The sequence below is a fragment of the Vibrio sp. TRT 29B02 genome (assembly GCF_050113655.1).
In the GTDB taxonomy this organism is placed as follows: domain Bacteria; phylum Pseudomonadota; class Gammaproteobacteria; order Enterobacterales; family Vibrionaceae; genus Vibrio.
The window spans coordinates 12430-34779 of record NZ_JBNJOJ010000034.1; the positions used below are offsets into that span (position 1 = coordinate 12430).

General features: G+C 44.4%; 24 protein-coding genes. 17 read left to right on the forward strand and 7 right to left on the reverse strand.

The features are described from left to right. The first annotated feature begins 53 nt into the window (after positions 1-53). Positions 54-2528, forward strand: coding sequence for an EAL domain-containing protein (locus ACQEXT_RS17880; protein WP_426953101.1), 2475 nt, complete (start codon positions 54-56; stop codon positions 2526-2528). Here the strand turns inward: ACQEXT_RS17880 and ACQEXT_RS17885 are convergent. Continuing rightward, positions 2512-3147 (reverse strand): tRNA-uridine aminocarboxypropyltransferase, encoded by a 636-nt coding sequence (locus tag ACQEXT_RS17885; protein WP_426953102.1) that lies wholly within the window; start codon positions 3145-3147, stop codon positions 2512-2514. The two genes, ACQEXT_RS17880 and ACQEXT_RS17885, sit on opposite strands and share 17 nt — an antisense overlap. Continuing rightward, positions 3144-4670, reverse strand: coding sequence for a COG3650 family protein (locus ACQEXT_RS17890; RefSeq protein ID WP_426953103.1), 1527 nt, complete (start codon positions 4668-4670; stop codon positions 3144-3146). Before ACQEXT_RS17890 ends, ACQEXT_RS17885 begins: the two co-directional genes overlap by 4 nt. A gap of 38 nt (positions 4671-4708) precedes the next feature. Between ACQEXT_RS17890 and ACQEXT_RS17895 the strand changes: the two genes are divergently transcribed. Next, positions 4709-5188, forward strand: coding sequence for an EVE domain-containing protein (locus tag ACQEXT_RS17895; protein WP_138972199.1), 480 nt, complete (start codon positions 4709-4711; stop codon positions 5186-5188). Positions 5189-5235: 47 nt separating this feature from the next. On the opposite strand, the gene ACQEXT_RS17900 is transcribed toward ACQEXT_RS17895, so the two are convergent. Both ACQEXT_RS17900 and ACQEXT_RS17905 read right to left on the reverse strand, forming a co-directional pair. Further along, positions 5236-6063 (reverse strand): Cof-type HAD-IIB family hydrolase, encoded by an 828-nt coding sequence (locus ACQEXT_RS17900; protein WP_269378400.1) that lies wholly within the window; start codon positions 6061-6063, stop codon positions 5236-5238. Positions 6064-6169: 106 nt separating this feature from the next. Next, positions 6170-7156 (reverse strand): alpha/beta fold hydrolase, encoded by a 987-nt coding sequence (locus ACQEXT_RS17905; protein WP_331427751.1) that lies wholly within the window; start codon positions 7154-7156, stop codon positions 6170-6172. 85 nt (positions 7157-7241) lie between these two features. On the opposite strand from ACQEXT_RS17905, the gene rhtB reads away from it, so the two are divergent. The 7 genes from rhtB to ACQEXT_RS17940 all read left to right on the forward strand — a co-directional run bounded on the left by rhtB (position 7242) and on the right by ACQEXT_RS17940 (position 13534). Beyond that, entirely contained in the window at positions 7242-7859 is a 618-nt protein-coding gene (rhtB, locus tag ACQEXT_RS17910) for a homoserine/homoserine lactone efflux protein (RefSeq protein ID WP_269378402.1), read from the forward strand. Between the two features lie 31 nt (positions 7860-7890). Further along, positions 7891-9117, forward strand: coding sequence for an EAL and HDOD domain-containing protein (locus ACQEXT_RS17915; RefSeq protein ID WP_426953118.1), 1227 nt, complete (start codon positions 7891-7893; stop codon positions 9115-9117). 105 nt (positions 9118-9222) lie between these two features. Continuing rightward, on the forward strand, positions 9223-9564 hold the full coding sequence (locus tag ACQEXT_RS17920) for a metalloregulator ArsR/SmtB family transcription factor (RefSeq protein ID WP_138972195.1): 342 nt from the start codon (positions 9223-9225) through the stop codon (positions 9562-9564). Positions 9565-9589: 25 nt separating this feature from the next. Beyond that, a complete protein-coding gene (locus tag ACQEXT_RS17925) occupies positions 9590-10591 on the forward strand; it encodes an ArsJ-associated glyceraldehyde-3-phosphate dehydrogenase (protein WP_426953104.1) in 1002 nt (333 codons plus the stop codon). 11 nt (positions 10592-10602) lie between these two features. Continuing rightward, positions 10603-11094 (forward strand): cyclin-dependent kinase inhibitor 3 family protein, encoded by a 492-nt coding sequence (locus ACQEXT_RS17930; protein WP_426953105.1) that lies wholly within the window; start codon positions 10603-10605, stop codon positions 11092-11094. A gap of 108 nt (positions 11095-11202) precedes the next feature. Next, positions 11203-12423 (forward strand): organoarsenical effux MFS transporter ArsJ, encoded by a 1221-nt coding sequence (gene arsJ, locus ACQEXT_RS17935; RefSeq protein ID WP_426953106.1) that lies wholly within the window; start codon positions 11203-11205, stop codon positions 12421-12423. A gap of 97 nt (positions 12424-12520) precedes the next feature. Continuing rightward, the gene (locus ACQEXT_RS17940; RefSeq protein WP_426953107.1) at positions 12521-13534 is read left to right on the forward strand and encodes an acyltransferase; all 1014 of its coding nucleotides are present in this window, start codon (positions 12521-12523) and stop codon (positions 13532-13534) included. On the opposite strand, the gene ACQEXT_RS17945 is transcribed toward ACQEXT_RS17940, so the two are convergent. Next, entirely contained in the window at positions 13531-13860 is a 330-nt protein-coding gene (locus ACQEXT_RS17945) for a DUF2500 domain-containing protein (protein ID WP_426953108.1), read from the reverse strand. The genes ACQEXT_RS17940 and ACQEXT_RS17945 overlap by 4 nt on opposite strands. Positions 13861-14127: 267 nt before the next feature. Here ACQEXT_RS17945 and ACQEXT_RS17950 point away from each other — a divergent pair, with 267 nt between their 5' ends. From ACQEXT_RS17950 to ACQEXT_RS17965, 4 genes are all read left to right on the forward strand, one after another. Next, positions 14128-14493 (forward strand): DUF4145 domain-containing protein, encoded by a 366-nt coding sequence (locus ACQEXT_RS17950; RefSeq protein ID WP_138972189.1) that lies wholly within the window; start codon positions 14128-14130, stop codon positions 14491-14493. A gap of 937 nt (positions 14494-15430) precedes the next feature. After that, on the forward strand, positions 15431-16054 hold the full coding sequence (locus tag ACQEXT_RS17955) for a lysoplasmalogenase (protein ID WP_331418003.1): 624 nt from the start codon (positions 15431-15433) through the stop codon (positions 16052-16054). Between the two features lie 66 nt (positions 16055-16120). Further along, positions 16121-16357: a YecH family metal-binding protein gene (locus ACQEXT_RS17960; protein ID WP_426953109.1), complete on the forward strand. Its 237-nt coding sequence runs from the start codon at positions 16121-16123 to the stop codon at positions 16355-16357. A 117-nt stretch (positions 16358-16474) separates the two neighbouring features. Continuing rightward, positions 16475-17059 carry a YhgN family NAAT transporter gene (locus tag ACQEXT_RS17965; RefSeq protein ID WP_138971298.1) on the forward strand — a complete coding sequence of 195 codons (585 nt, stop codon included), beginning with the start codon at positions 16475-16477 and terminating at the stop codon, positions 17057-17059. 64 nt (positions 17060-17123) lie between these two features. Here ACQEXT_RS17965 and ACQEXT_RS17970 read toward each other — a convergent pair whose 3' ends face one another. Next, complete coding sequence (locus tag ACQEXT_RS17970) at positions 17124-17390, reverse strand: DUF1145 domain-containing protein (protein WP_426953110.1); 267 nt, start codon at positions 17388-17390, stop codon at positions 17124-17126. 10 nt (positions 17391-17400) lie between these two features. Then, positions 17401-18003 (reverse strand): 16S rRNA (guanine(966)-N(2))-methyltransferase RsmD, encoded by a 603-nt coding sequence (gene rsmD, locus ACQEXT_RS17975; RefSeq protein WP_138971324.1) that lies wholly within the window; start codon positions 18001-18003, stop codon positions 17401-17403. A 209-nt stretch (positions 18004-18212) separates the two neighbouring features. Here rsmD and ftsY point away from each other — a divergent pair, with 209 nt between their 5' ends. The 4 genes from ftsY to rpoH all read left to right on the forward strand — a co-directional run bounded on the left by ftsY (position 18213) and on the right by rpoH (position 22121). Next, the gene (gene ftsY / locus ACQEXT_RS17980; protein WP_426953111.1) at positions 18213-19400 is read left to right on the forward strand and encodes a signal recognition particle-docking protein FtsY; all 1188 of its coding nucleotides are present in this window, start codon (positions 18213-18215) and stop codon (positions 19398-19400) included. 48 nt (positions 19401-19448) lie between these two features. Then, positions 19449-20123: a cell division ATP-binding protein FtsE gene (gene ftsE, locus ACQEXT_RS17985; protein WP_138971301.1), complete on the forward strand. Its 675-nt coding sequence runs from the start codon at positions 19449-19451 to the stop codon at positions 20121-20123. After that, the gene (ftsX, locus tag ACQEXT_RS17990) at positions 20113-21081 is read left to right on the forward strand and encodes a permease-like cell division protein FtsX (protein WP_426953112.1); all 969 of its coding nucleotides are present in this window, start codon (positions 20113-20115) and stop codon (positions 21079-21081) included. The genes ftsE and ftsX overlap by 11 nt, the downstream gene beginning before the upstream one ends. 182 nt (positions 21082-21263) lie before the next feature. Then, positions 21264-22121: an RNA polymerase sigma factor RpoH gene (gene rpoH / locus ACQEXT_RS17995; RefSeq protein ID WP_138971303.1), complete on the forward strand. Its 858-nt coding sequence runs from the start codon at positions 21264-21266 to the stop codon at positions 22119-22121. Positions 22122-22350: the final 229 nt, after the last annotated feature.

Consider the following 22350-nt stretch of genomic DNA (forward strand, 5'->3'; position numbering starts at 1 on the left):
GCATTACGGTATAGCCACTAGTAAATAAATGAAACACGTCTTAGGCTATTTGAATGCGCACTTATTCCACGCTGGTGACTGATAATCAGCAATTAATGGCGTTTCTCCAGGATATTCCTGCTAGGAATTCTGCATCATGTCTTGTCCAGCTTTTTTCAACAGAGCCAGAAGATAGAGTATGTGCTTATGCTCGGCAGATTCATGAATTCCTTCCACATAGCCACATCATAGGGCATAGCACCCGCCATACGATTGTCGATGGGCAGATCACTCATCATGGAAGCTTAGTTGTTATCTCTTGCTTTGAGCATACTCGAATCACCTCTGCATGTGTTGAACTGACTGAGAATCCTATCCAAGAAGCACGCAATGTTTTTGGTGCTCTTGAACTGAATGAGCAGTCGAAACTCATCATCAGTTTTTCACAACACATCAAGAGTTTGGATTTTAACCTCTACCGAGCGCTAGGGGAGTTAACATCAGTGCCGATCAGTGGTGGTGTGGCCGCCAATGTTGATGTACGTGAAGAGTGGGTGTTGTATGGCACTCAAACTTATCAAAAGAGATCGGTATCGGTTGCTCTCCACAGTGATCGTTTGCAAGTATGGCGCAACGCATTTTCTGAATGGACGCCTGTTGGTGGTCCATTAAGAGTCACCGATGCGGAAGGCGCTAAGCTCAAATCTCTCGACTACCAGCCTGCTTATAGTTTATATCAAATGAGGCTCGCACAAGGGCGCTCGTTAGCTTTAGAGCAGATGTTAAGCTTCCCTTTAGAAAGCAGTTCTGGGCAAATCAGTTGTCCTAGAGCCCTTTACCCTGACGGTAGTATTGAACTTGATCAATCGATCTCGATTGGTGATGAAGTACGCATCTGCTACAACCATCCCTCTTTAACGCTTGAACAGGTTCGGCATGATGTCATTCAACTAGCAAAATATAACCCAGAGTCTGTGTTTATCTATAACTGTGAGTCTCGACTGGAGTTTGTGGAGGGTGTCAGTGAAATCAGGCTTTTCGATCAGTTCGAAATTTGTTGTGGTTCATACTGCTTAGGGGAATTTTATCGTAGCGAGCGTCAAGAGACGCTGCATCACAGCATGACTTATGTTGCGATGAGTGAAGATGACTCGCGTCCGCCTCTGACCGTTGCTGATAACGACGAATTTCCGGTCTCACCACTTTTTCACCTCATTCGTCATTCAATTGATGAGCTCAACCAGATCCGTCAAGGTGTTGAACAAAAACTGGCAAAACAGACCGAGAGGTTGATTGAGAGTTACCGCCTCGATAAACATACTGGATTGCAGAATCGAGTAGCCTTACAGGAAAGGTTAACTCGCGTGAAAAGCAATGAGCATATTATCACTTTTAAATTGTCGAACTTTCATCAGGTTAATGAAAAGTACGGTTATCAAGTCGCTGATGAGCTAATCCGAGATCTGACGGAGCACATAACCTCAAGCATTGCTCATCGCCATGGTAGTGATTTTGTTAAACACCTCTACTATATCGGACCTGCTGAGTGGGCGATTGTTTTTATGTCCAATCGCACGAGTGAACAAATTCGGGTTGAATTCTCCTCTTTCGCTGAAGAGTTAGAACACATTAATTTTGACCCATTTGAGTTGCCAGAACTCGACTACTTGTCAGTATCGATTACCGCAGGCATCGCGAGTCGATTTGATTTCCCAGAAGTTGAGGGAGAAGAGCTACTGCTAAAATCGATCGATGCTAGGCGAATGGGGAAAGCACGTAATACCCATATGTGTAATGCGAAAGATTGCGCGGTTTCTGTTGCTGAACATCAAGATAGGCTTGAGTTGATGGGAGTCGTTAGCCGAGCCATTCTTAATAAACGCATCATTACCTACAGTCAGCCCATATTTGCCGCTCATACAAGAGAACAAGTGTCACAAGAGTGTCTGGTTCGAATCGAAGATGAGGGCAGCATCATCTCTCCTGGGCGTTTTTTACCTATTATCGAAGGAACTCATTTATATACGCGTTTGAGTCGCCACATGCTGACCTCTACGGTGGCATATATGGCCAACAGACAAGAGTCTTTCTCCATAAACTTATCACCACAGGATATGCTGAGTGATAAAACGTTGTACCTACTTGAGCAGTCGGTCGCTGAGATGAATGAGCCTTATCGGTTAGGTATTGAAGTTTTAGAATCGGAACAGATTAAAGATTTTGGTCGCATGGCGGAAGTTTGCAGTCACTTCAAAAAACTGGGTGTGCGCTTGATGGTTGACGATTTTGGTTCCGGTTATTCCAATTTAGATGAGATCATTCGTCTTGAGCCAGACATTATTAAGTTAGATGGCAGCTTGATAAGAAATATCGACCAAGACGAAAAACAGCGCCGTATTACGGCCCAGTTAGTTAAACTGTGTCAGGTTCTCAATGCCAAAACGGTCGCGGAGTTTGTCCACAATAGTGAGATTTGTAGCATTGCGGAAAGCATCGGCGTTGATTACCTGCAAGGCTTCTATTTAGCAGAGCCTAAACGTCTGTTTTAGCGTTGAAAACGTGACCACTTTTGTCGGCTTTAAACACCTGCATGTAGTGTTCAAAAAAAACTAATAGCTGTTCTGATGAGTTTGGTTCACCAACAGCATCAAGTAGCTCGCAACACACTTCTAATGTGCATAGATGGCCTTGTTGTTGATTACGTCGCAACTGATAGGTGGAGACTCGGGTTGGTTCAAGGTGTACTTGTGGCAACGCTTGCAACCAAGGGCTTTTACGCAGCATCTTTTTCGCCTCTTGCCATGTGCCATCGAGAATAATGAACAGGGGCGTGCTATTTGTTGTTGCCTGTCTTTGCTGACGTTTAATCTCTGATATATCGATGCTCTTATCGCTTGGGAAGAGCAAATACGGGTCATACTGTTGGCTAGCCACCAATGCCATTAAGTTTGTGCAAGGCTCCGTGCGCTGCCATACATGAGAGCTACTGGTTGCCAAACTTTGGAGTAACCATTTACCGGTATTAGTCTCGCGATCCAACTCGTTCTCGTGCATTAATAGTGCAATATGAATAGGGGCTTGTGTCTTTGGCAACAAGTCACACACACACTGATGTTGCAGCAGACAGTGAGGGCAACGAGTGCCCTCAGAGGTTATTACAGTATTCAAAGAGTAATGCCTTGTTGATGAGGGGTTAGTCCATCAGAGAACAGTTGGATTGGACTGATTTCATCGTAACCTGCCACTGGGGCGGTACTTGGGTTTAGCGGATACTTAACACCATTATATTTTAGAACGTGCTGGTTAGGTATCGCGCCACCACCGCTAACAAATAGAACCAGATCTTGCCAGCCGCTTTGTTTATTGACTCCAACGTTAATTGGCGTTCTGACTAAGGTGATTTTGCTATTAAAGCGCCAATCCTGTTGCTGATTGTCGAAAATCAGGAGCGTACAGCCACCAGAGCCACACCAGTCGAGTTGTGCCAATAGTTCATTATGGCCATCGCCATTGAGGTCGTAGCTAAGCCAGCGGTAGCGAGTCCCGGTAGGATCTATACCGTTAGCGCTGAAATAATCTCGCAGTGCTTTGTCAACTTTGGGATTAAATTCAGCGGTTGCAGGGATAGCGAGTGGACTAGTCGTTCCATACGTTGTCGAGGCGCTCTGCTCGGACTTGAATAAAGTCAGTCCACCGTCAGCAATAGGGTAGACCATATTGCCCACTTTTTCTTTGTCAGCCGTTATCTGGTTCTCTTCTCGGCTAAAGATACGTTCAGAAAGCAGAGGTTGTTGCTGATGGTGAGTCATGACAACTTGAACCTGATTTGGGTTTAGTTGTTGCCAGTAGCCTCGTTCTACAGAGTCTGATTCGCCGTCATTATAGCTGTAAGTGGTTGTGGCCGTATGGTCAGAAGCGATATTTAAGCTGACACTAAAGTTGCTAGCTTGTGTGGATGTGGCCTGATAAACCCCCGTCCAATTGTGGGTAGCATCTTTGTTCGATAGCATTGCACAGCCATTGTAGGTAGAGTCACCCAGTTGCAATGTCGCACTCCATCCGTAGAGAGAGTCACTCATACCATCGACACAACTGCGTTTATTGAGTTCTAGCGATCCGGCATCGAACTGATATCGTCGGCGATCGGTTTCAATTCGACTCGATTTCAGTGCGAGTTGTTGTTTCTCTTCGCCCAGTTTTTGAAATGTGAGGAACTTGTCTGAAAAGGCAACAGACCAGTATGGTTCGTTACCAAATGCAGAAGTAGGTTTAACTGGCTGATCACAGCGTTTTGGGTTTTCCGCACTAAGGATATTGATTGAATCAACAATGAAGCGCGCCGTGTAGTCGGCAACAAAACCATCCGCTTGACCAGTTGCAAGGTGACCGACCACTTCTGCGTACAGAGGTGAATATGGGCTTGGGACGAGTTTAAGAGCCTGTTGAAATCTGTCATTGGGTAGGTCGAGCCAATACTGCTGTTGACTACCGCAAGGTGTGATGGAGCGAACCTCATGACCAAGTATCACTTCACCGCGCATTACAAACGTTTGTGCTTGAATACTCGCTGGGTTATCTAAACTCGCTTTAGGCGTTGTTGGCGTTGAAGTTACTTGTTGAGAATCAAATGTCGAACATGCTGACAACGTAAGTAAAGTCATTACAGCCGCTGGGTTTCGGAGCGCCTTCATGCTATATCTTCCCTATTCAGAAATTGGCGGAGTCTATTATGGCATATTGGCTGTTCAAAACAGAACCAGACACCTTTTCTATTGACACTCTTCGAACACAAAAGGTTTCTTGCTGGGAAGGCGTAAGGAATTATCAAGCTCGGAATATGATGCGTGATCAGATTAAAATGGGCGACTTGGTTCTGATTTATCACTCATCATGCAAAAAAGTAGGTGTGGCAGGCATAGCTAAAGTCGTGAGGGAAGCTTATCCAGATCATTTCTCGTTTGATCCTGAAAGCGACTACTACGATCCAAAATCAACGCCAGATAGCCCACGCTGGGTGATGGTGGATATCGAGTTTGTTCGTAAGACAGAGCGCTTAATCCCACTTTCAGTAATGAAAGCCATGCCCGAGTTGGAAAATATGCCGTTAGTGAAAAAGGGCAATCGTTTATCAATAATGCCTGTTTCTGAGCAGGAGTGGAGTGCGATTCTCGACAAAGAGAAACTCCCCAGCCAAAGACAATTCTCATGAAGCAAATCAGGCTGCAATAAGCAGCCTGATGGTCGTGAATTAAGTCATTAAAACAGATGGTCTTGGAGGTAATGAGCGACCGCATCATCGGCATTGCTACCAATGACTTCGTTATTAGGCAGCGCTTCTTTCACCTTGTGGTGCGCTGTTTCCATCACCAAGCCTTTTCCAGCCATTTCAAGCATTTCAGCATCGTTCATACCATCGCCAAAGGCAATGCAGTTTTCTAGTGTGAGGTTTAAGGACTTAGCAACCGCTTCTAGCGCATGACCTTTGGACACTTCAGCTGCCATAACCTCTAGGCACCAAGGTGTGGAAAACGCGATATTTAGCTGGTCGCCAAACGTTTCTCGCAGCTTTTTCTCGAAGATAACGAGATGGTCATGATCGTGCTCTGGATGAGTGAAAAATATTTTTGCTATGCCTTCGCATGGCGCAGCTTGTGCTTCGAATCGCTTGTAGCTAAAGCCGGATTCACTATGAAATTTTGCGAGCATCTCATCATCTCTATCCAGCAGCCAGTCTTCATTTTGGTACATGTGGATAAAGATATTGCGATCTTCTCTGATCACATCGATCACCGCTTGAACCAAATCAGCAGGAACATTCTTGCTGTACATCAGTTGGTCATTCTGGTCATGCACTCGGGCACCGTTAGAAGTGATCATGTAGGCTGGAATCCCGGCGATTTCTCGAATACCAGCTACGTCGACGTGGTGACGACCTGTAGCAAAGATAAAGGTGAAACCTTTTTCGTGCAGGGCTTTCAGTGTCTGTTTGGAAAACTCGCTTAGCTGGTGGTTTGGAGCAAGCAAAGTACCATCGAGATCGGAGGCGACAATGTGAAAAGGAGTATCTTGGCGTGAGTTGGTCATATCACCCTCGTTGTGCAGCGTTGATTCGCCATTGGTTAGAGCGAATAGTGTACTCCAAGAGAAAGGGGAAAAAGAGGGTAAACTTCACCCTCAATCATTTCCTATTTTAGTGCATTTCAAAGAAGTTCAGGGTGAGATCGAGGGCTTGATTACGGTATTCGTCTTTCTCAAACAATAGCTCGTGTTTGGCGCCGTCGATGACTTCCAATACACAATCTTGATGTGTTTTAGCCAGCTTACGCATAAATTGATCTTGTGCCTGATTGGAGACGATCTGATCGTCTCCTGCCTGCATCACGAGCAGTGGCGTCTTAATGTGACGTGTCATTAAATAGCACTGTTTACAGGCGACTAAGCCTTGCCATACCCAACGCGTGCTTGCTCCGCCTACTTTTAGTTCAGCGTGTTGCTCATAGAGGTTGCGGAACCAGTGGTAGCGAATCGAACTTTGGCTAAGTAGGTTACCCGCAAAAGGTTTGGGATAGTAAGCCACTTGACCGGGAGCAAAAGTTGGTTTGGAGTAAACTGCCGTCAGCAGTTGGCCAAGCAGAGTTGCAATGGGTTTAAGGTGCCACGGCAGATTCACGCCATACATTGGCGCACTAAGTGATGCCGCATCAAATTGAGAATCGCGTGTTTGGAGATAACGAGTAACGATGTTTCCCCCCATAGAGTGACCAAGTAAATAGCGCTTGTCATAGTGCTCTAAGCTGAAGTGCTCGAGTAAGACGTCTAGGTCTTGAACGTAATCTTCAAACTCTCCGACATATCCCATCTGTGTATCTTCAATCAGACGTTCAGATAGCCCTTGTCCTCTGTGATCATAGGAATAGATATCGTAACCCTGCTGAAATAGGTCGTAGAACAGTTCTTGATATTTCGTGGTGCACTCGATTCGTCCATTGACCACGACAATCGCTTTAGTGTGTTGAGGTGAACAGAACTTTATCCAGTATAATGAGGTCCGATCGAACGATTTTAGGTAGCCCTGCTGCCTAGATTGCCAAAAGTTGGCAATATCGCTACTGATTGCTTGCTCAAAATCTGACTCTTGAGTATAAGAAGGAGTTATGTTGGAGCTTGAATCATTCATTGACGCTAATGACCTGAATATGATTGATTTTTGCGGCAGAGTTAGATTATGTGTGGCTAGCTACGTTTAGTCGAGAGGAAATACTATGGATATGCATGTTTGGCTTGCTTATGTGGTTACGGCAATTGTTTTTAGCCTTGCGCCAGGTTCTGGTACCGTAAATTCCATAAGTAATGGACTGAGCTACGGCACACGCCATTCTCTTTCTGCTATCGCCGGTCTGCAAATTGGTCTTGCTATTCATATTGCTCTTGTTGGTGCTGGTATTGGCGCTTTGGTTGCACAGTCTGCTTTGGCATTTAGCGTAATTAAGTGGGTAGGAGCGGCGTATCTGATTTGGCTTGGTATCCAAAAATGGCGTGATCGCTCAAGCTTAGCGGCGAATGAGGCGACTCAATATATGTCACGTACCAACCTAATGCGCAAAGCGGTGTTGATTAACCTTACTAACCCTAAGTCTATTGTCTTTCTTGTGGCCCTGTTTCCACAGTTTATTGACCCAGCAAGAGACCAATTGACTCAATTGTTGGTGCTAGGTATTACAACCGTAACTATAGATTCAGTCGTTATGTTGGGCTACACCAGCTTGGCTTCGCAGATGGGCCGTTTCATTCGTTCTGATCGTATTATGTCAAAGATAAACAAAGTGTTTGGCTCTATGTTTATGGGGTGTGGTGCGCTATTGGCAGCTGCAAAAGCATAACACTGAGCTACTGACTGATATGCAAAAGCGAATACGTGATACGTATGTAGCACGTCAACCTATCTTAAATGCTAAGCGACAAACCTTAGGGTATGAGTTGTTGTTTCGTGATGGCGAAAGCAATGCATACCCAAGTCATATCGAGTCCAACCGCGCCACCTATCGGCTGATTGTCGAAAACTTCCTATCGATTGGGACCAACCCTTGTATTGCGGCTTCTCGCTGCTTCATTAATTTCCCACACGAAAGTCTGGTGCGATTACTTCCGCTTTCGTTGCCAAAAGAGCAGATTGTGGTTGAGATTCTTGAAACCTGTATTCCCAACGATGAACTGTTCTTAGCCGTCAAAGAGATCCATGCCAATGGTTATCTGATTGCGTTAGATGACTTTGTTTACAAGCCTGAATGGGAGCGTTTTCTTCCATTGGTGCACATTGTTAAGATCGACATCATGGCAACGGGACTGGAAGAGTCTTGTGCGTTGATCAAAGAGCGATTAGCCATGGGCGTCAAACGGAAGTTCTTAGCAGAGCGAGTCGAGACAGAAGAAGAGTTTCTTGCGACTCGCTCTGCTGGTTTTTCGTTTTTTCAAGGCTACTTTTTTAGTAAGCCTGTTGTTATTCGACAGCGGTATCTTAGCCCTGAGCAGGTGATTGCGATGGACTTGTTCCGCGCTGTATGTCAGCCACAAGTGGACTTTGAGCAGATAGAAAGGATTGTCGCTCGAGATGTGGCTCTGTCATTTAAACTGTTGCGCTTCGTTAATACCATGTCGAATCGGATTGAAGTACCTATCTCATCATTTCGTCAGGCGCTGGTTTATCTGGGTCAAGACAAGCTGAAGATATTTGTGTCACTGGTGGTCGCTTCATTTGTTTCGGCTTATAAGCCAAAAGAGATTTACACCTTGTGCCTTCAGCGCGCTCAGTTCTTTCAACTAATGTCGGATGACAACCCGTTTGAGCAACTGCGCGAGCAGGCTTTCATTATTGGTTTATTTTCAATGCTTGATGCGTTGCTGGATATGCCACTCGAAGAGTTGGTTAATCAACTGCCCTTATGTAAAGCCATTAAAGTCGTTTTGCTTGAAAGAAAGGGTCCATATGGCACTTTATTGCAATTGGAAGAGTGCTACGAGAGTGCCGACTGGACAGGTATGGAGTCAGCGTGTCAGCAACTCAACCTCTCGATTCATGAAGTGATGCCAAGAATCAATCAGGCCCAACGTTGGAGCCAAGACCTTATTAAGGTCGTTTAACCCCACTGCCCAATCATGAATTTTTTATGACAAATGCCGTTCAGGTGTTGATCAATTCATCTAATTAAATAAACATATTCGCATATCCATATATGAGTATGTTTTATGCTACCTCACCAATTTTTCAAATTGCTTTCTGATGAGACCCGTGTTCGTTGCTTGATGTTAATCATGCGAGAAGAGTGCCTGTGTGTTGGAGAGTTGACAGAAGCACTGAAAGAGAGCCAACCGAAAGTATCACGTCATCTTGCTCAACTGCGCTCGAACGGAATTTTGGTCGATGTTCGACAAGGTCAGTGGGTGTTTTACCGTTTGGCGAAAGACTTGCCAGGGTGGATGAACAAATTGATCGATGATTTGGTGGCTTCCAACTGCCTGAAAAAAGAATACCAGCAAGATATAGAGAGACTTCATGCAATCCAGTCTCGTCCAGTCTGCTGCCCATAGTTTTTGAAGATAAAGAGACAAAGTTATGACGATTAAAGTAGGTATCAATGGTTTCGGTCGTATTGGACGTTTAGCCCTGCGTGCTGCGTTTGATTGGCCCGAACTGGAGTTTGTTCTAATCAACGATGTTGCCGGTGACACCGCCACACTGGCTCACCTTCTAGAGTTTGATTCAGTGCAAGGACGTTGGCATCACGAGGTTGCAGTAGACGGCAATGCGATGGTGATTGATGGTCGCACTGTAGTAACGACTCAGGAGCGAGATATTGATGCCGTTGATTGGTCTGGCTGTGATGTGGTTATTGAAGCGACGGGTGTTCATCGCAAAACCGCTTTCTTAAACAAATACCTAGAGCAAGGTGTGAAACGCGTTGTTGTTTCTGCACCGGTTAAAGAGCCTGGAATTGCGAATATCGTTGTGGGAGTCAATGATGAAATCTTCGACCCTGAGATCCACCGTATTGTTACCGCCGCTTCGTGTACTACCAACTGTATCGCGCCAGTCGTTAAAGTGATCCATGAGAAGTTGGGCATTGAGCAATCTTCATTTACGACTATCCATGATTTGACGAATACTCAAACCATTCTCGATGCACCCCACAAGGATCTACGTCGTGCCCGCGCATGTGGCATGAGCTTAATCCCAACCACGACGGGCAGTGCGACGGCGATCGTTGAGATTTTCCCTGAGTTGAAAGGCAAAATTAATGGTCATGCAGTCCGTGTTCCGTTAGCCAACGCGTCACTAACGGACATCATTTTTGATGTCAAACGCGATACCACAGCGCAAGAGGTGAATGCCTTGCTAAAAGCAGCTTCTCAAGGGGAGCTGAAGGGTATTCTGGGCTTTGAAGAGCGACCTCTGGTGTCGATTGACTATAAAGGTGATCAACGCTCAACCATCGTTGATGCTCAGTCAACCATGGTTGTGGGTACCCGCATGGTGAAAATTTACGCTTGGTACGACAATGAGATGGGCTACGCGACGCGCACTGCGGAACTGGTTCGTAAAGTCGGTCTGGCGTAAGGAGAGAGACAATGACACACCCATCTTGGCAGCTTGATTTAGAAGCTGGTGCTTTGATTCTTACCCCATGTCCTGGAACAAAAGGCGTAGATCTAGCCGATTCACTGGCTCAACTGAAAGAGCAAGGTGTGCAGGCGATTGTGACTGCACTGGATAACGCAGAACTTGCAAGCAAAGATGTCTCCGCACTCGGTGAAATAACACAGCAAATGGGGATGCAGTGGTTCCAGATAGAGATTGAGGATGACTGCGCTCCGGCCGGTGATTTTATTAACAAATGGCAGCAAGCGAGTCCTAAGTTACACCAGATTGTCGACAACGGAGGCAAAGTTGCCATGCACTGTATGGGAGGCTCTGGACGCACTGGACTATTTGCCGCCCATCTCTTGTTAGAAAAAGGATGGCAACTGGAAGAGATTGTAGAAGCGGTACAGGCACTACGCCCTGGTGCTTTTACTAAGTCTGTTCAGGTCGATTACATCAAAGCGGTAGCTGAAAAATAGCGACGAAAAGAGCTTTTGGTCTATTGGTGTCTAAAAGCTCTTATTGCTCTATTTTCGCTAGCACTCTTTTGTGTGATTAGATAGCAAGTAAACAAGGTTAGGTTGTCTATGTTCGCAAATCTGAGTAAAAACGTGCGCCAATATATGCTGGTGACGTTTAACTACTGGAACTTCACCATTACTGATGGTGCACTCAGAATGCTGGTCGTGCTCTATTTCCACAGTCTTGGCTACAGCACTCTAGAAATTGCGTCGCTATTTCTGTTTTATGAGTTTTTTGGTGTTGTCACTAACCTTATCGGCGGATGGTTGGGAGCGCGTCTTGGCTTAAATAAGACGATGAACATTGGTTTGGGCATGCAGATTTTCGCCTTAGCCATGCTTGCGGTACCGACCAGTTGGCTGACGATTCCCTGGGTGATGATGGCTCAAGCACTATCGGGTATCGCAAAAGATCTCAACAAAATGAGCGCCAAAAGTTCCATAAAAACATTGGTGCCTGATGAACAGCAAGGTTCTCTCTATAAATGGATAGCGATTCTCACCGGTTCAAAAAACGCTTTGAAAGGTGCTGGATTCTTTATTGGTGGATTGTTGCTGTCGTTAGTGGGTTTTAAATATGCAGTACTGCTTATGGCTGGTGTACTGAGCTTAGTGTTTATCGGTAGTCTTGTTGGGTTAGAAAGTGATTTGGGTAAAGCGAAAACTAAACCAAAGTTTAAGCAGATTTTTTCCAAGTCAGAGCCTATCAATATTCTTTCAGCGGCGCGTATGTTCCTGTTTGGTGCTCGAGATGTATGGTTTGTTATCGCGTTACCGATTTATCTTGGTAGTGTGTTTGGCTGGGATCATTTATGGGTTGGCGGGTTCTTGGCTGCGTGGACCATTGCTTATGGGATTGTACAGGGGATAGCGCCAAAGATTACGGGTAAGGCAGAGGGCAAAGTTCCTGACGGGCATGCTGCTATGCTGTGGGCTGGTGGTTTGGCGGTAGTGACCGGTTGTATTGCCTACGCTGTTCAGATTGGTTGGCAACCTGAGCTGGTGATTGTCGGTGGCTTGCTGCTATTTGGTGCAATCTTTGCGGTGAACTCATCATTGCACTCTTATTTGATTGTTAGCTACGCCAAAGAGGATGGGGTTTCCTTGGATGTTGGTTTTTACTATATGGCCAACGCCATGGGGCGTCTTATTGGAACGATCCTTTCTGGTTGGGTGTTTCAGATGGCGGGTCTTTCGGCGTGTTTGTGGGTGTCATTTGCATTTCTAGCGTTAACAACGATGATTTCTTTGAAATTGCCGAAAATCGAACACGTTGCATCAGCTTAACATTATCAACTATTCATGACTGAAAGCTGACCAAGGTTGTACTTTGGTCAGCTTTTTTATTGCTATATTCAGTAAGTTAGTTTGCAAAGGGTTAGGTATGAGAGAAAGAGTCCATTTTTTTGACTTGCTACGATGCGTAGCAGCGGTAGCGGTGATCGCTATTCATGTCCTTGCCCCTTATCGATACGAACTGGGTCTCATCCCATTTAACCAATGGGCGACGGCGGTTGGAGTCAATAGCGTAACGCGCTGGGCGGTGCCCGTTTTTATTCTTATCACAGGCGCTTTGATGCTGAGTGATAAGCGGCCATTTGACTTTAAGTACTATGTGAAACGTCGATTAGGCAAAGTGCTATTGCCTTTTATTGTCTGGTCATTGTTTTATGCATTTCTAGCAGGTTGGAGCCTGAACGGATTTGACAGCCAGCAAACTCAGTCTCTACTTGAAAACAGCCTGACACACGCTACTTATTACCATCTGGGATTTTTTTACTACTTTATCCCGCTCTATTTTGTGATTCCGTTTTTTCAGTTTGTCATTAGACAATATGGCGAGAGCTCACTCTATGCCTACGTCGCTATCTGGCTGGGTACTACGTTACTCTACCTTACAGGTATCGATGGTGTGTGGAGCAATCAAATGTGGCTCTATAGCGGCTATCTTCCTCTTGGATACTTGCTCTACCAACGTGTGCCGCTAAGCAAAGAATACGTGATGATTTTCGCTGTGCTCGGAGCCATTGCCCTATTTGTCACAGGCTTTATGGTCATAACCAATAGTGTAGTGGCCGAAGAATATACGGTAGGACGTTGGCTATCCTATAAAACACTTAACGTTGTCATCGCGGCGAGCATGGTGTTTATGTTGTGCCGTTATTTTGGCGAAGGCTTATCATCCCAAGCCAATCGAGTGATTGGGTTCATTAGCAGTCATAGCTTGGGCATCTATATTTTGCATCCAATCGTGTTATGGCCGATGAAAGAGTTCGCTTGGCATCAGGGACATCCCGCCTGGGTTATCCCTGTATGGATAATAATTAGTGGTTGTGGCTCTCTTGCAATGAGTTCGCTACTGGCGAGATCGGCTTATACACGTTGGCTGTTGCCTTAACGCTTTAAAGCAAAGTGGAGAAACTTGGCACCTTGATAAGTGAGCGTACCTTGATCGCCCGGATTTAAGGCATGGAAATAGTGGATACCAACCTGAAATTCACGTTTAGGACCAATTTTTCCTTTTTGAACATAGATCCAATATTCTTGGTCATCTTGGCCAGGCTTCGGATCATCAACTGTAATTGCCTGTTTATCGAGGATGGTCACTTCGACTGTTTGTTGTGGGGCATTTTCACCCTGAATGTGCTTACGGTAGAAATGGACAAATGTCCATCCACTTATAAGCGCAAAAAGGGCGATAGCAATAGAAAGAGTGAGAGGCATAGTTTTCGTCCCTTTTACTAAACGCAGCCATTTTAACGTGATTTCACTAGATAGTCTGGGCACGGCTCTTGCTGTAAAAACAAAACAGCAAGATGGAATGCTTTTTTCGAGTCATATCACATGCTGCCACAGGGGGAAGGGAAGTAATTTAGTTGATTAGCTATTGATTCATTTACATAAATTAACTTGCAACTTGTAGAAAAAATGGGACAGTAGATAGAACAAGTAACAATTACCCCCTAAACTTAGTAGCGATGGAGGGAAACTATGTCTGATATTGAAAAAGTGGTCACTCGAACACGCAAGATCGAGAAGCTTCTTCGGACGCAATATCATGCAGACGGTAAGGGACTGCATCAGCTTATTACCAGTTGTGAAGAAAGACTTCCTCACGATGTAATAGGTAAGCTGAGATATATCGCAACGATTCGCAATAAAATCGTGCATGAAGAAGATTACAAACTAGATAGTCGCAAAGAGTTTCTAGCCGCTTGTGATGAATGTGAAAAAGAGCTGACACCTAGGAGTAGCCGTTTCATCTGGAGAGCAGCTATAACCTTGATGACTTTAATCACTCTTGCGGCATTATTGTTCTATTATGCTCATTGGGACGTGTTGTCGAAACATTTGTAGAGTAATTGCTAAAAACGACCTTTATTTTTTAAGTGTTAAACTTAGACATACAGAGTATTTTTGAATCAAAGTGATGGTTTAAAACCCAATAAAAACAAAAAGGGACGCTAATGCGTCCCTTTTTGTTTTTAATAATTTCTTAGTACATCATCGGCAGTGTCATTAGGCCTACGACTACTGCGATCATTACAAGTCCTTGTTTTTGTGAAGAAGAAATCATGGCACTGCTCCTTTAAATTGATGTTTAACAATGTGTGACTAACAATAGCAGTGTTTTGGTGGTTAGATCAAGTGATTTGATCGCTAGTCCTTAAAAAAGATACTTTTCTATCGTTGTTTTCGATGAATTTCGAAGGTTAATTTGTTTTTTGATAGTTTTGTAACCGCTCAATATGCCAGCTAATTGCTTTGTTTTTGTTTTTTAAGTTGTTGATTTATAATGATTGGTGTTGTTTTTTCTCATTGGGTGAGATGACTTTTTCTATACTTTTGGTTGGTTCGTCATGTCATTGTTAGGGATGGTCAAAAGTTCATTTTAAGTTTCTATATGACTCTGTTTTGGCGCTCAGTCTAAAAATTATACTGGGTGATTTGGTTGGTTTATATGAGAAAACTTCATGTTTTGAATGAGGGGGTTTTCTGTGCTTTCTGTTAAGTTATTAATTTTTAATGATTTAATTTTAGGGTGAAAAATGTGCTACGTTTGGTTCTTATTTTTTACTGCGATTGGTCGATCTGAAGCGTGCTAGATAAAGATATACTGAAATTCTCATCCATTGAGAACATTGTGAGCAAAAAGCAATACTGATGGTGATTCACAGAAGTCGGCTTGGTTGACGGCGAGAAGTATTATCGAGATCCAAATTTTGCCCTTCTACGGTAGACATCTTGACGACTCTGCCTACACTAGCACCTCAAATTTTCTTGAGGTGTTCGAATGTGGAGCTGGCTATCTGTTGCTCTTTCGGGATATATCAGTATTTCTGCGAGTGAAAGTAATCACGTAAGACAAGCAGCGATGTTTAAAACAATGTCGTTGCTTATGTTGTTGGTCATGCTCTGGAGTCAAAATGCTCTGGTTGGCATCGATGCGTGGTGGGTATCACTTGGTTTGCTCGTTTCTATGGCGGCGGATTGGCTCTATCTTGTAAAGCGTCACCTAAAGTTGTGTTTTGTCGGCTTTGTCACCGCCCAGCTCTGCTATGGTGCCTCTTTTTGGGTGAAGTTGTCAGGTGATATCGTGTGGTGGTTGCCTGCAATGCTATTAGGCGTTGCAATCGTGAGCTTCTTTCTTCTACTGCCCAAAATAGATCGACTTATTTTCCCTGTCGTTATGATGGGAATCGCACTGTTACAGCTCAATTGGGCTGCCGGTGAAGTGTGGTTGCTTAATGGCGGCATTGCCAATGGTTTAGGTTTCGTTGGAACAGTGACGTTAACATTATCGGCAGTGCTACTCGCAATCAGTGATTACCGTCCCTCAATGTATCGGGGACGTTACCTTGTCTCTGGTAGCTATCTCCTTGCTCACTCACTTATCACGGCTTCTCTGATTATTTAAAATCAAAGAAAATATCGATGAAGCATGTATTCTTGATCGGTCTATTACCTTTAGTGAGGAAGTTCCATGACAACCGAAATTCATGCCCATAACGTTCTAAACTTATTGCGAGAGCAGCCTATGTCTAAATCAGACTTAGAGCAGGCGATAAGCGAAGCATTTGGTGAGCGAGCACGTTTTCGTACATGTAAGTGCAATGGATTTACGCTGGAAACACTACTCGAGTTTTTTATCGATCGCGAGAAAGTGATCGTACAAGATGGTATCTGGATGGTGAATGCAGAGAGAGTGTGCAGTCATTAATTATGACTCGATACCACCGTTAAGATAATTTCTGTCAATGTCTCCAAATCGTCTGGTGAGCTTGTTATACTTCGCCGAATTTTTAGTGCTTGATATATAACGTTTTGGAGACCTCTTATGGACATTCTTTCCGCCGCGACCATGCTGTTTCTAATCATGGACCCGCTTGGCAATCTTCCTATTGTCCTATCGATCCTAAAACATCTCGATCCCAAGCGCAGACGTAAAGTACTTATTCGCGAGTTGATTTTTGCGCTTGCGATTCTGATGCTGTTCTTGTTTGCAGGTAAGACGATTCTTAACTTCTTGCACGTTCAACCTGAAACGTTAAGCATTTCAGGTGGCATCATCCTATTTATTATTGCAATTAAGATGATATTTCCTAGTGCAGGTAGTATTACTGGCCTAGCCGCGGGTGAGGAGCCCTTTATCGTGCCGATGGCTATCCCGATGATTGCAGGGCCATCAGTTATTGCCGCTCTGTTGCTGCTTTCAAGCCAGTACCCGAACAATTTACTTGAGCTTTCTGCTGCTGTGTTGCTCGCGTGGAGCGTGACCTTCTTTATTCTAATGTTCTACAGTTTCTTCCACCGTATATTGGGAGAACGTGGCCTAAAAGCGATAGAGCGTTTAATGGGCTTGCTACTGATCATGATCTCTACCCAGATGTTCTTAGATGGTGTGAAGAGTTATCTTGCTTAGCGTTGAAACGTAAAAATAAAAATGCCGCTCTATTTGGAGCGGCATTTTTTTGTTTCAGGAATGGTTAGGTCATGTGCTTACGGCGAATATCAAGTAGGGCGAAGATACCAAAGATCAGTATTGACCATTTTTCCCAACTGCTCATTTTAATTTTGTCGCCAAATGCGCCAATGAAAATCGCCATTTGCAAACCATGCATAATGAACAGGAATGCTGTCATGATGTAGAGCGCGATAGCTGCTTTGCCAGGAAACGGCATAAAGAAGTTCAAGATTAGAATAAACCAGACAAAGCCTATTGCGGCTTTGGCCAGAAGAATCAGTGCTTTCATCAAAATTTCCTTATTGATCTGCTTGTCTTTCGAATAGTCGATAGCTGACCTGACCAGCTGTTTTCTCACGGTGTAAGTGCCAGTGAGCAGGGATGGAGTCAAGGCTCAATTCTTTTTCAGTCTCGACATAAATCATAGCGTCATCCGTTAACCAGCCATGACTTTCAAGTAGGGCAACGGTTTCATCCAGTAAGCCTTTGCGAAATGGCGGATCAATAAATACGACATGATGAGGTGTGCCCGGCTGTTTAAGAAAGCTAATTGCATCAGTATTATGAGCTGTCAGATTGCTGGCATTTAATGAAGCAATGTTTTTCTCAATTTGTTTAAACGCGTTAGGGTTTAACTCGATAAGTGTCACCATCTCTGCTTGGCGTGAAGCGGCTTCAAAACCGAGTCCACCAGAGCCAGCGAACAGATCGAGGCATTTAGCGCGGGGAACATCTTGAGCGATCCAGTTAAACAGTGTTTCTTTGACGCGATCTGTTGTTGGTCTTAGTCCTTCGGCATCATGAACAGGCAGTTTTCTTCCTCTCCATAAGCCGCTAATAATACGAACAAAGCCGGTTGAAGGCTTTTTTTGTGATGTGTTTTGCTGGCGACGTCTTACCATAGATTTTTTGACCGCTAATAAAGTGATACTATAGCCAGTCGCTCTGCTGTTGAGCGCTAACATACAGCCCAAATTTGTTGATGACAAAGTGTATACCAACACTCTGGCAGTGAAAACTTTTCACTTTGTTGTCATTTTGCTTTTTTCAGTGTGGATAATGCCCGCAGAAAAAAGTCTGAGTTAATTAAGACGATCTAGGATAGCCCCAGATGACGGAAAAAAAGAAGCGCGGATTACTCTCTTGGCTTGGCTTTGGTGATGAAGAACAAGCAAAACAACCCGTAGAAGAACAAACAACGACTGACGAACAACAAGATGAGCAGCAAGCCGTTGTTGACGAACCAATTGAAGACAAAAAGGCTGAACTAGCAGAAGCAGAAGCAGAAGCAGAAGCAGAAGCAATAGTTGAACCTGTTGAAGAGCTTGAAACGCCACAAGCGGTTGAACCGCGTGTCGTGGAACAGGAAAAACCGACGGAAAGTTTCTTTGCTCGTTTGAAACGCAGTCTTGCACGCACCAAAGCCAACATTGGTGCTGGCTTCTTTGGTTTGTTCAAAGGTAAGCAGATTGATGATGAGCTGTTTGAAGAGCTGGAAGAACAGCTTCTTATTGCAGATGTGGGCATGGATACCACATTAAAAATCATTGAAAACCTAACAGAAAAAGCATCACGTCAGGAACTAAAAGACGGTGAAGCACTCTATGGACTTCTAAAAGAAGAAATGGCAGAGATCTTGTCGAACGTCGAGAAACCGCTAGAAGTAGACAGTTCTAAAGCGCCTTACGTGATCTTAATGGTTGGCGTGAATGGTGTAGGTAAAACAACCACGATCGGTAAACTGGCTAAACAGTTCCAAGCTGAAGGTAAAAAAGTGATGCTTGCGGCAGGGGATACGTTCCGTGCTGCGGCAGTAGAACAACTTCAAGTTTGGGGTGAGCGAAACAATGTACCCGTAGTCGCACAGCACACTGGCGCAGATAGTGCTTCAGTGATCTACGACGCGATAGAGTCCGCTAAAGCGAAAGGTGTAGATGTGGTGATTGCTGACACAGCAGGTCGCTTACAGAATAAATCTAACTTGATGGAAGAGCTGCGTAAGATCGTCCGTGTAATGCAAAAGATTGATGGCTCAGCTCCTCATGAAATCATGTTGACCTTAGATGCTGGTACTGGTCAAAACGCGATTAGCCAAGCTAAGTTGTTTAGTGATGTTGCACCGCTTACAGGTATCACCTTGACTAAGTTGGATGGTACCGCAAAAGGTGGTGTGATCTTCGCACTGGCTGACCAGTTCCAGATTCCAATTCGTTACATTGGGGTCGGTGAAGGTATCGACGATCTACGTCCATTTGAAACTCAAGAGTTCATTGACGCTCTATTCAGTCGTGAAGACTAGAGTAAACACAAAGACCAATTGAAGAAACTCAGTTAAGAGGGATTTCGGGTGATAAAATTTCAGCAAGTGAGTAAGGCTTACCGTGGTGGTCGACAGGCGTTACAGAAGGTCGATTTTCATCTTCGTAGAGGTGAGATGGCCTTTCTTGGTGGCCATTCAGGAGCCGGTAAAAGTACTCTGCTTAAATTGATTTGTGCCATTGAGCGACCAACGGATGGAAAAATCAGTTTCAATGACCATGACATTACTCGAATCCCTAATAAAGACATCCCATTTTTGCGTCGCAACATTGGTATTGTGTTTCAGGATCATCGCTTGTTGATGGACCGAACCGTCTACGACAATGTCGCGCTGCCGATGCGAATTGAATCCATCTCTGAAAATGAGATCAAACGTCGTGTCTCCGCAGCCTTGGATAAGACGGGCCTGCTAGATAAAGCCAAGTGCTTACCGAGCCAACTGTCCGGTGGTGAACAACAGCGAGTCGGCATAGCACGTGCGGTGGTCAATCGTCCTACTCTGTTACTTGCAGATGAACCAACGGGTAATCTCGACCCTGAGTTGTCTAATCGAGTGTTGAAACTGTTTGAAGAGTTTAACCGTGCCGGAGTGACGATCCTACTGGCTACACACGATATTGGGTTAGTAAATACTCGCCCACAATACCGTCATCTTGAATTAAACCAAGGTTTTCTCAGTGAGGTAGAAGACTATGGCCATTAATGCTCGCAATAAAAGCGCTAAAGCATCACGAACGAACAATCGCGTTAAGAAAGACAACTTTTTTGCTGTCCATTTCAAGCAAGCTAAAGCTTCGTTAGGTGAGTTTTGGTTAAGACCAATGGGCAACATCTTAACCTTGGCAGTTATCTCTATGGCATTGGCCATGCCATCGGCTCTTTACTTACTGGGTAAGAATATCTCTGCGGCATCAAGTAATGTTACCAGCCCATCGCAAGTAAGTGCTTACATAAAAGAGAGCACCCCTGAAGCTAGGATCATGGTGCTAAAAGACCAGATCGAAAGCATGGAGGATGTGGCTGAAGTGAACTACATCTCACCTCAGCAGGGATTGGATGATTTAAGTCAGTATTCAGGCTTTGAACATGCCTTGAGCTTGCTTGATGATTATGCACTACCTGGTGTGTTGGTCATCACGCCAAGTAAAGATGACAATCAAATGATTAAGCAGCTTGTTCAGCGTATTAGCGATGAAGAGGGCATTACTGATGTTCGTTTGGATGAGGATTGGCTCGCTCGCTTAGATGCGATTAAGAACCTTGTCAGCGGAATTGTCATTACCCTATCTTTGCTGATGCTTGCCTCTGTATTCTTAATTGTCGGCAACACTCTACGTTTTAATGTGTTAGCGAATAAAGAAGAGATCCAGACAATGAAGCTGATTGGTGCAACGAACAGCTACATTTTACGCCCTTATCTCTACTCTGGCATGTGGTTTGGTTTACTCGGTGCGGTTAGCGCGTGGATTTTGACTGCGATAATCACAGTTTTGCTCAATAGCAGTGTGGAGAAATTGGCCCTTCTGTATGATAGTCACTTCAGATTAGTTGGCCTTAGCTGGGATGAGTCGCTACTGCTAGTAATGCTTGGAACCTTCTTAGGTTGCCTAGCCGCTAAGGTATCTGCGCAGCGCCACTTAAAAGAGATCGAGCCAGTTTAATTTGAACTGATTGACTTTGTGGAGGTCATACTATTGAAAAAGTAGACGCTACCGTGTACTTTTTCCCTTGTATAGACATTTTGTTTATGCATAATTACTTTCGCAGCTTGAAACCTGTTCATTTTAGGTTCAAGATTGATGGGTTAAAAAATACTCCAGATCAGAGATTGATGAGGAAATGAATGACTAACCAAGCATATCCAATGGCAGTAGTTACGCAAGATAGCTTAGATAGCTACATCCGTTCAGTAAACAGCTACCCAATGCTGACGGCTGATGAGGAACGTGAACTGGCCGAGAGACTGCATTATGACGGTGAAATTGAGGCGGCAAAAGGTTTGATCCTTTCGCACCTTCGCTTTGTCGTGCACGTCGCTCGTGGTTATTCTGGTTATGGCCTACCAATGGCTGACCTTGTTCAAGAAGGCAATATCGGTTTGATGAAAGCGGTTAAACGTTTTAACCCTGAAGTCGGCGTTCGCCTTGTATCCTTTGCCGTTCATTGGATCAAAGCTGAAATCCATGAATACGTTCTGCGTAACTGGCGAATTGTTAAAATCGCTACAACCAAAGCTCAGCGTAAACTGTTCTTCAACCTACGTAAGTCTAAAAAGCGTTTAGGTTGGTTTAATAACGGTGAAGTAGAGACTGTAGCAAGAGAACTCGGTGTCGAACCTTCAGAAGTCCGTGAAATGGAATCTCGTCTAGCTGCGCAAGATGCGGCATTTGAGATGCCAATGGATGAAGATGACTCAAGTAACTCATACACAGCTCCAATGGTGTATCTTGAAGATAAAGCGTCTGATGTTGCAGACAACATTGAAGCGGCTAACTGGGAAGCGCATACCAACAATCGCTTGAGCTTAGCACTTAAATCTCTGGATGAACGTAGTCAGCACATTGTTCGTTCACGTTGGCTTGATGATAATAAGTCTACTCTGCAAGAACTCGCGGAAACTTACAGCGTATCTGCAGAGCGTATTCGTCAGCTAGAGAAGAATGCGATGAAAAAACTGAAAGCTGCAGTTGGCGAATTTTAATTACTAGCACGACAGCTGATAAATTGGTAAAGCCGAGGTCTTATGATCTCGGCTTTTTTATTTGTGATCGCTTTCTAAAATAATCCACTGCCAAGATGATCGTTGTGGCTTCAGTAGCCTGTGGGTAAGTCTGTGGTAAATTTCTTTGCTATCTGTCAGAAAGCAGGGTGAATCAAGTCATTTGAGCATGATTGACGGTGGGGATAATTTTTTCTTTACTCACAATCAA

Coding starts and splice junctions, on each gene's coding strand:
- ACQEXT_RS17965 (WP_138971298.1), top strand. CDS start 16,475: ATGGACATTCTTTCCGCCGCGACCATGCTGTTTCTAATCATGGACCCG.
- ACQEXT_RS17960 (WP_426953109.1), top strand. CDS start 16,121: ATGACAACCGAAATTCATGCCCATAACGTTCTAAACTTATTGCGAGAG.
- ACQEXT_RS17940 (WP_426953107.1), top strand. CDS start 12,521: ATGAGAGAAAGAGTCCATTTTTTTGACTTGCTACGATGCGTAGCAGCG.
- ACQEXT_RS17890 (WP_426953103.1), bottom strand. CDS start 4,670: ATGAAGGCGCTCCGAAACCCAGCGGCTGTAATGACTTTACTTACGTTG.
- ACQEXT_RS17900 (WP_269378400.1), bottom strand. CDS start 6,063: ATGACCAACTCACGCCAAGATACTCCTTTTCACATTGTCGCCTCCGAT.
- ACQEXT_RS17895 (WP_138972199.1), top strand. CDS start 4,709: ATGGCATATTGGCTGTTCAAAACAGAACCAGACACCTTTTCTATTGAC.
- ACQEXT_RS17920 (WP_138972195.1), top strand. CDS start 9,223: ATGCTACCTCACCAATTTTTCAAATTGCTTTCTGATGAGACCCGTGTT.
- ACQEXT_RS17925 (WP_426953104.1), top strand. CDS start 9,590: ATGACGATTAAAGTAGGTATCAATGGTTTCGGTCGTATTGGACGTTTA.
- ftsY (WP_426953111.1), top strand. CDS start 18,213: ATGACGGAAAAAAAGAAGCGCGGATTACTCTCTTGGCTTGGCTTTGGT.
- ACQEXT_RS17880 (WP_426953101.1), top strand. CDS start 54: ATGCGCACTTATTCCACGCTGGTGACTGATAATCAGCAATTAATGGCG.
- ACQEXT_RS17955 (WP_331418003.1), top strand. CDS start 15,431: ATGTGGAGCTGGCTATCTGTTGCTCTTTCGGGATATATCAGTATTTCT.
- arsJ (WP_426953106.1), top strand. CDS start 11,203: ATGTTCGCAAATCTGAGTAAAAACGTGCGCCAATATATGCTGGTGACG.
- ftsX (WP_426953112.1), top strand. CDS start 20,113: ATGGCCATTAATGCTCGCAATAAAAGCGCTAAAGCATCACGAACGAAC.
- ACQEXT_RS17945 (WP_426953108.1), bottom strand. CDS start 13,860: ATGCCTCTCACTCTTTCTATTGCTATCGCCCTTTTTGCGCTTATAAGT.
- ACQEXT_RS17930 (WP_426953105.1), top strand. CDS start 10,603: ATGACACACCCATCTTGGCAGCTTGATTTAGAAGCTGGTGCTTTGATT.
- rhtB (WP_269378402.1), top strand. CDS start 7,242: ATGGATATGCATGTTTGGCTTGCTTATGTGGTTACGGCAATTGTTTTT.
- rpoH (WP_138971303.1), top strand. CDS start 21,264: ATGACTAACCAAGCATATCCAATGGCAGTAGTTACGCAAGATAGCTTA.
- ACQEXT_RS17905 (WP_331427751.1), bottom strand. CDS start 7,156: ATGAATGATTCAAGCTCCAACATAACTCCTTCTTATACTCAAGAGTCA.
- rsmD (WP_138971324.1), bottom strand. CDS start 18,003: ATGGTAAGACGTCGCCAGCAAAACACATCACAAAAAAAGCCTTCAACC.
- ACQEXT_RS17970 (WP_426953110.1), bottom strand. CDS start 17,390: ATGAAAGCACTGATTCTTCTGGCCAAAGCCGCAATAGGCTTTGTCTGG.
- ACQEXT_RS17950 (WP_138972189.1), top strand. CDS start 14,128: ATGTCTGATATTGAAAAAGTGGTCACTCGAACACGCAAGATCGAGAAG.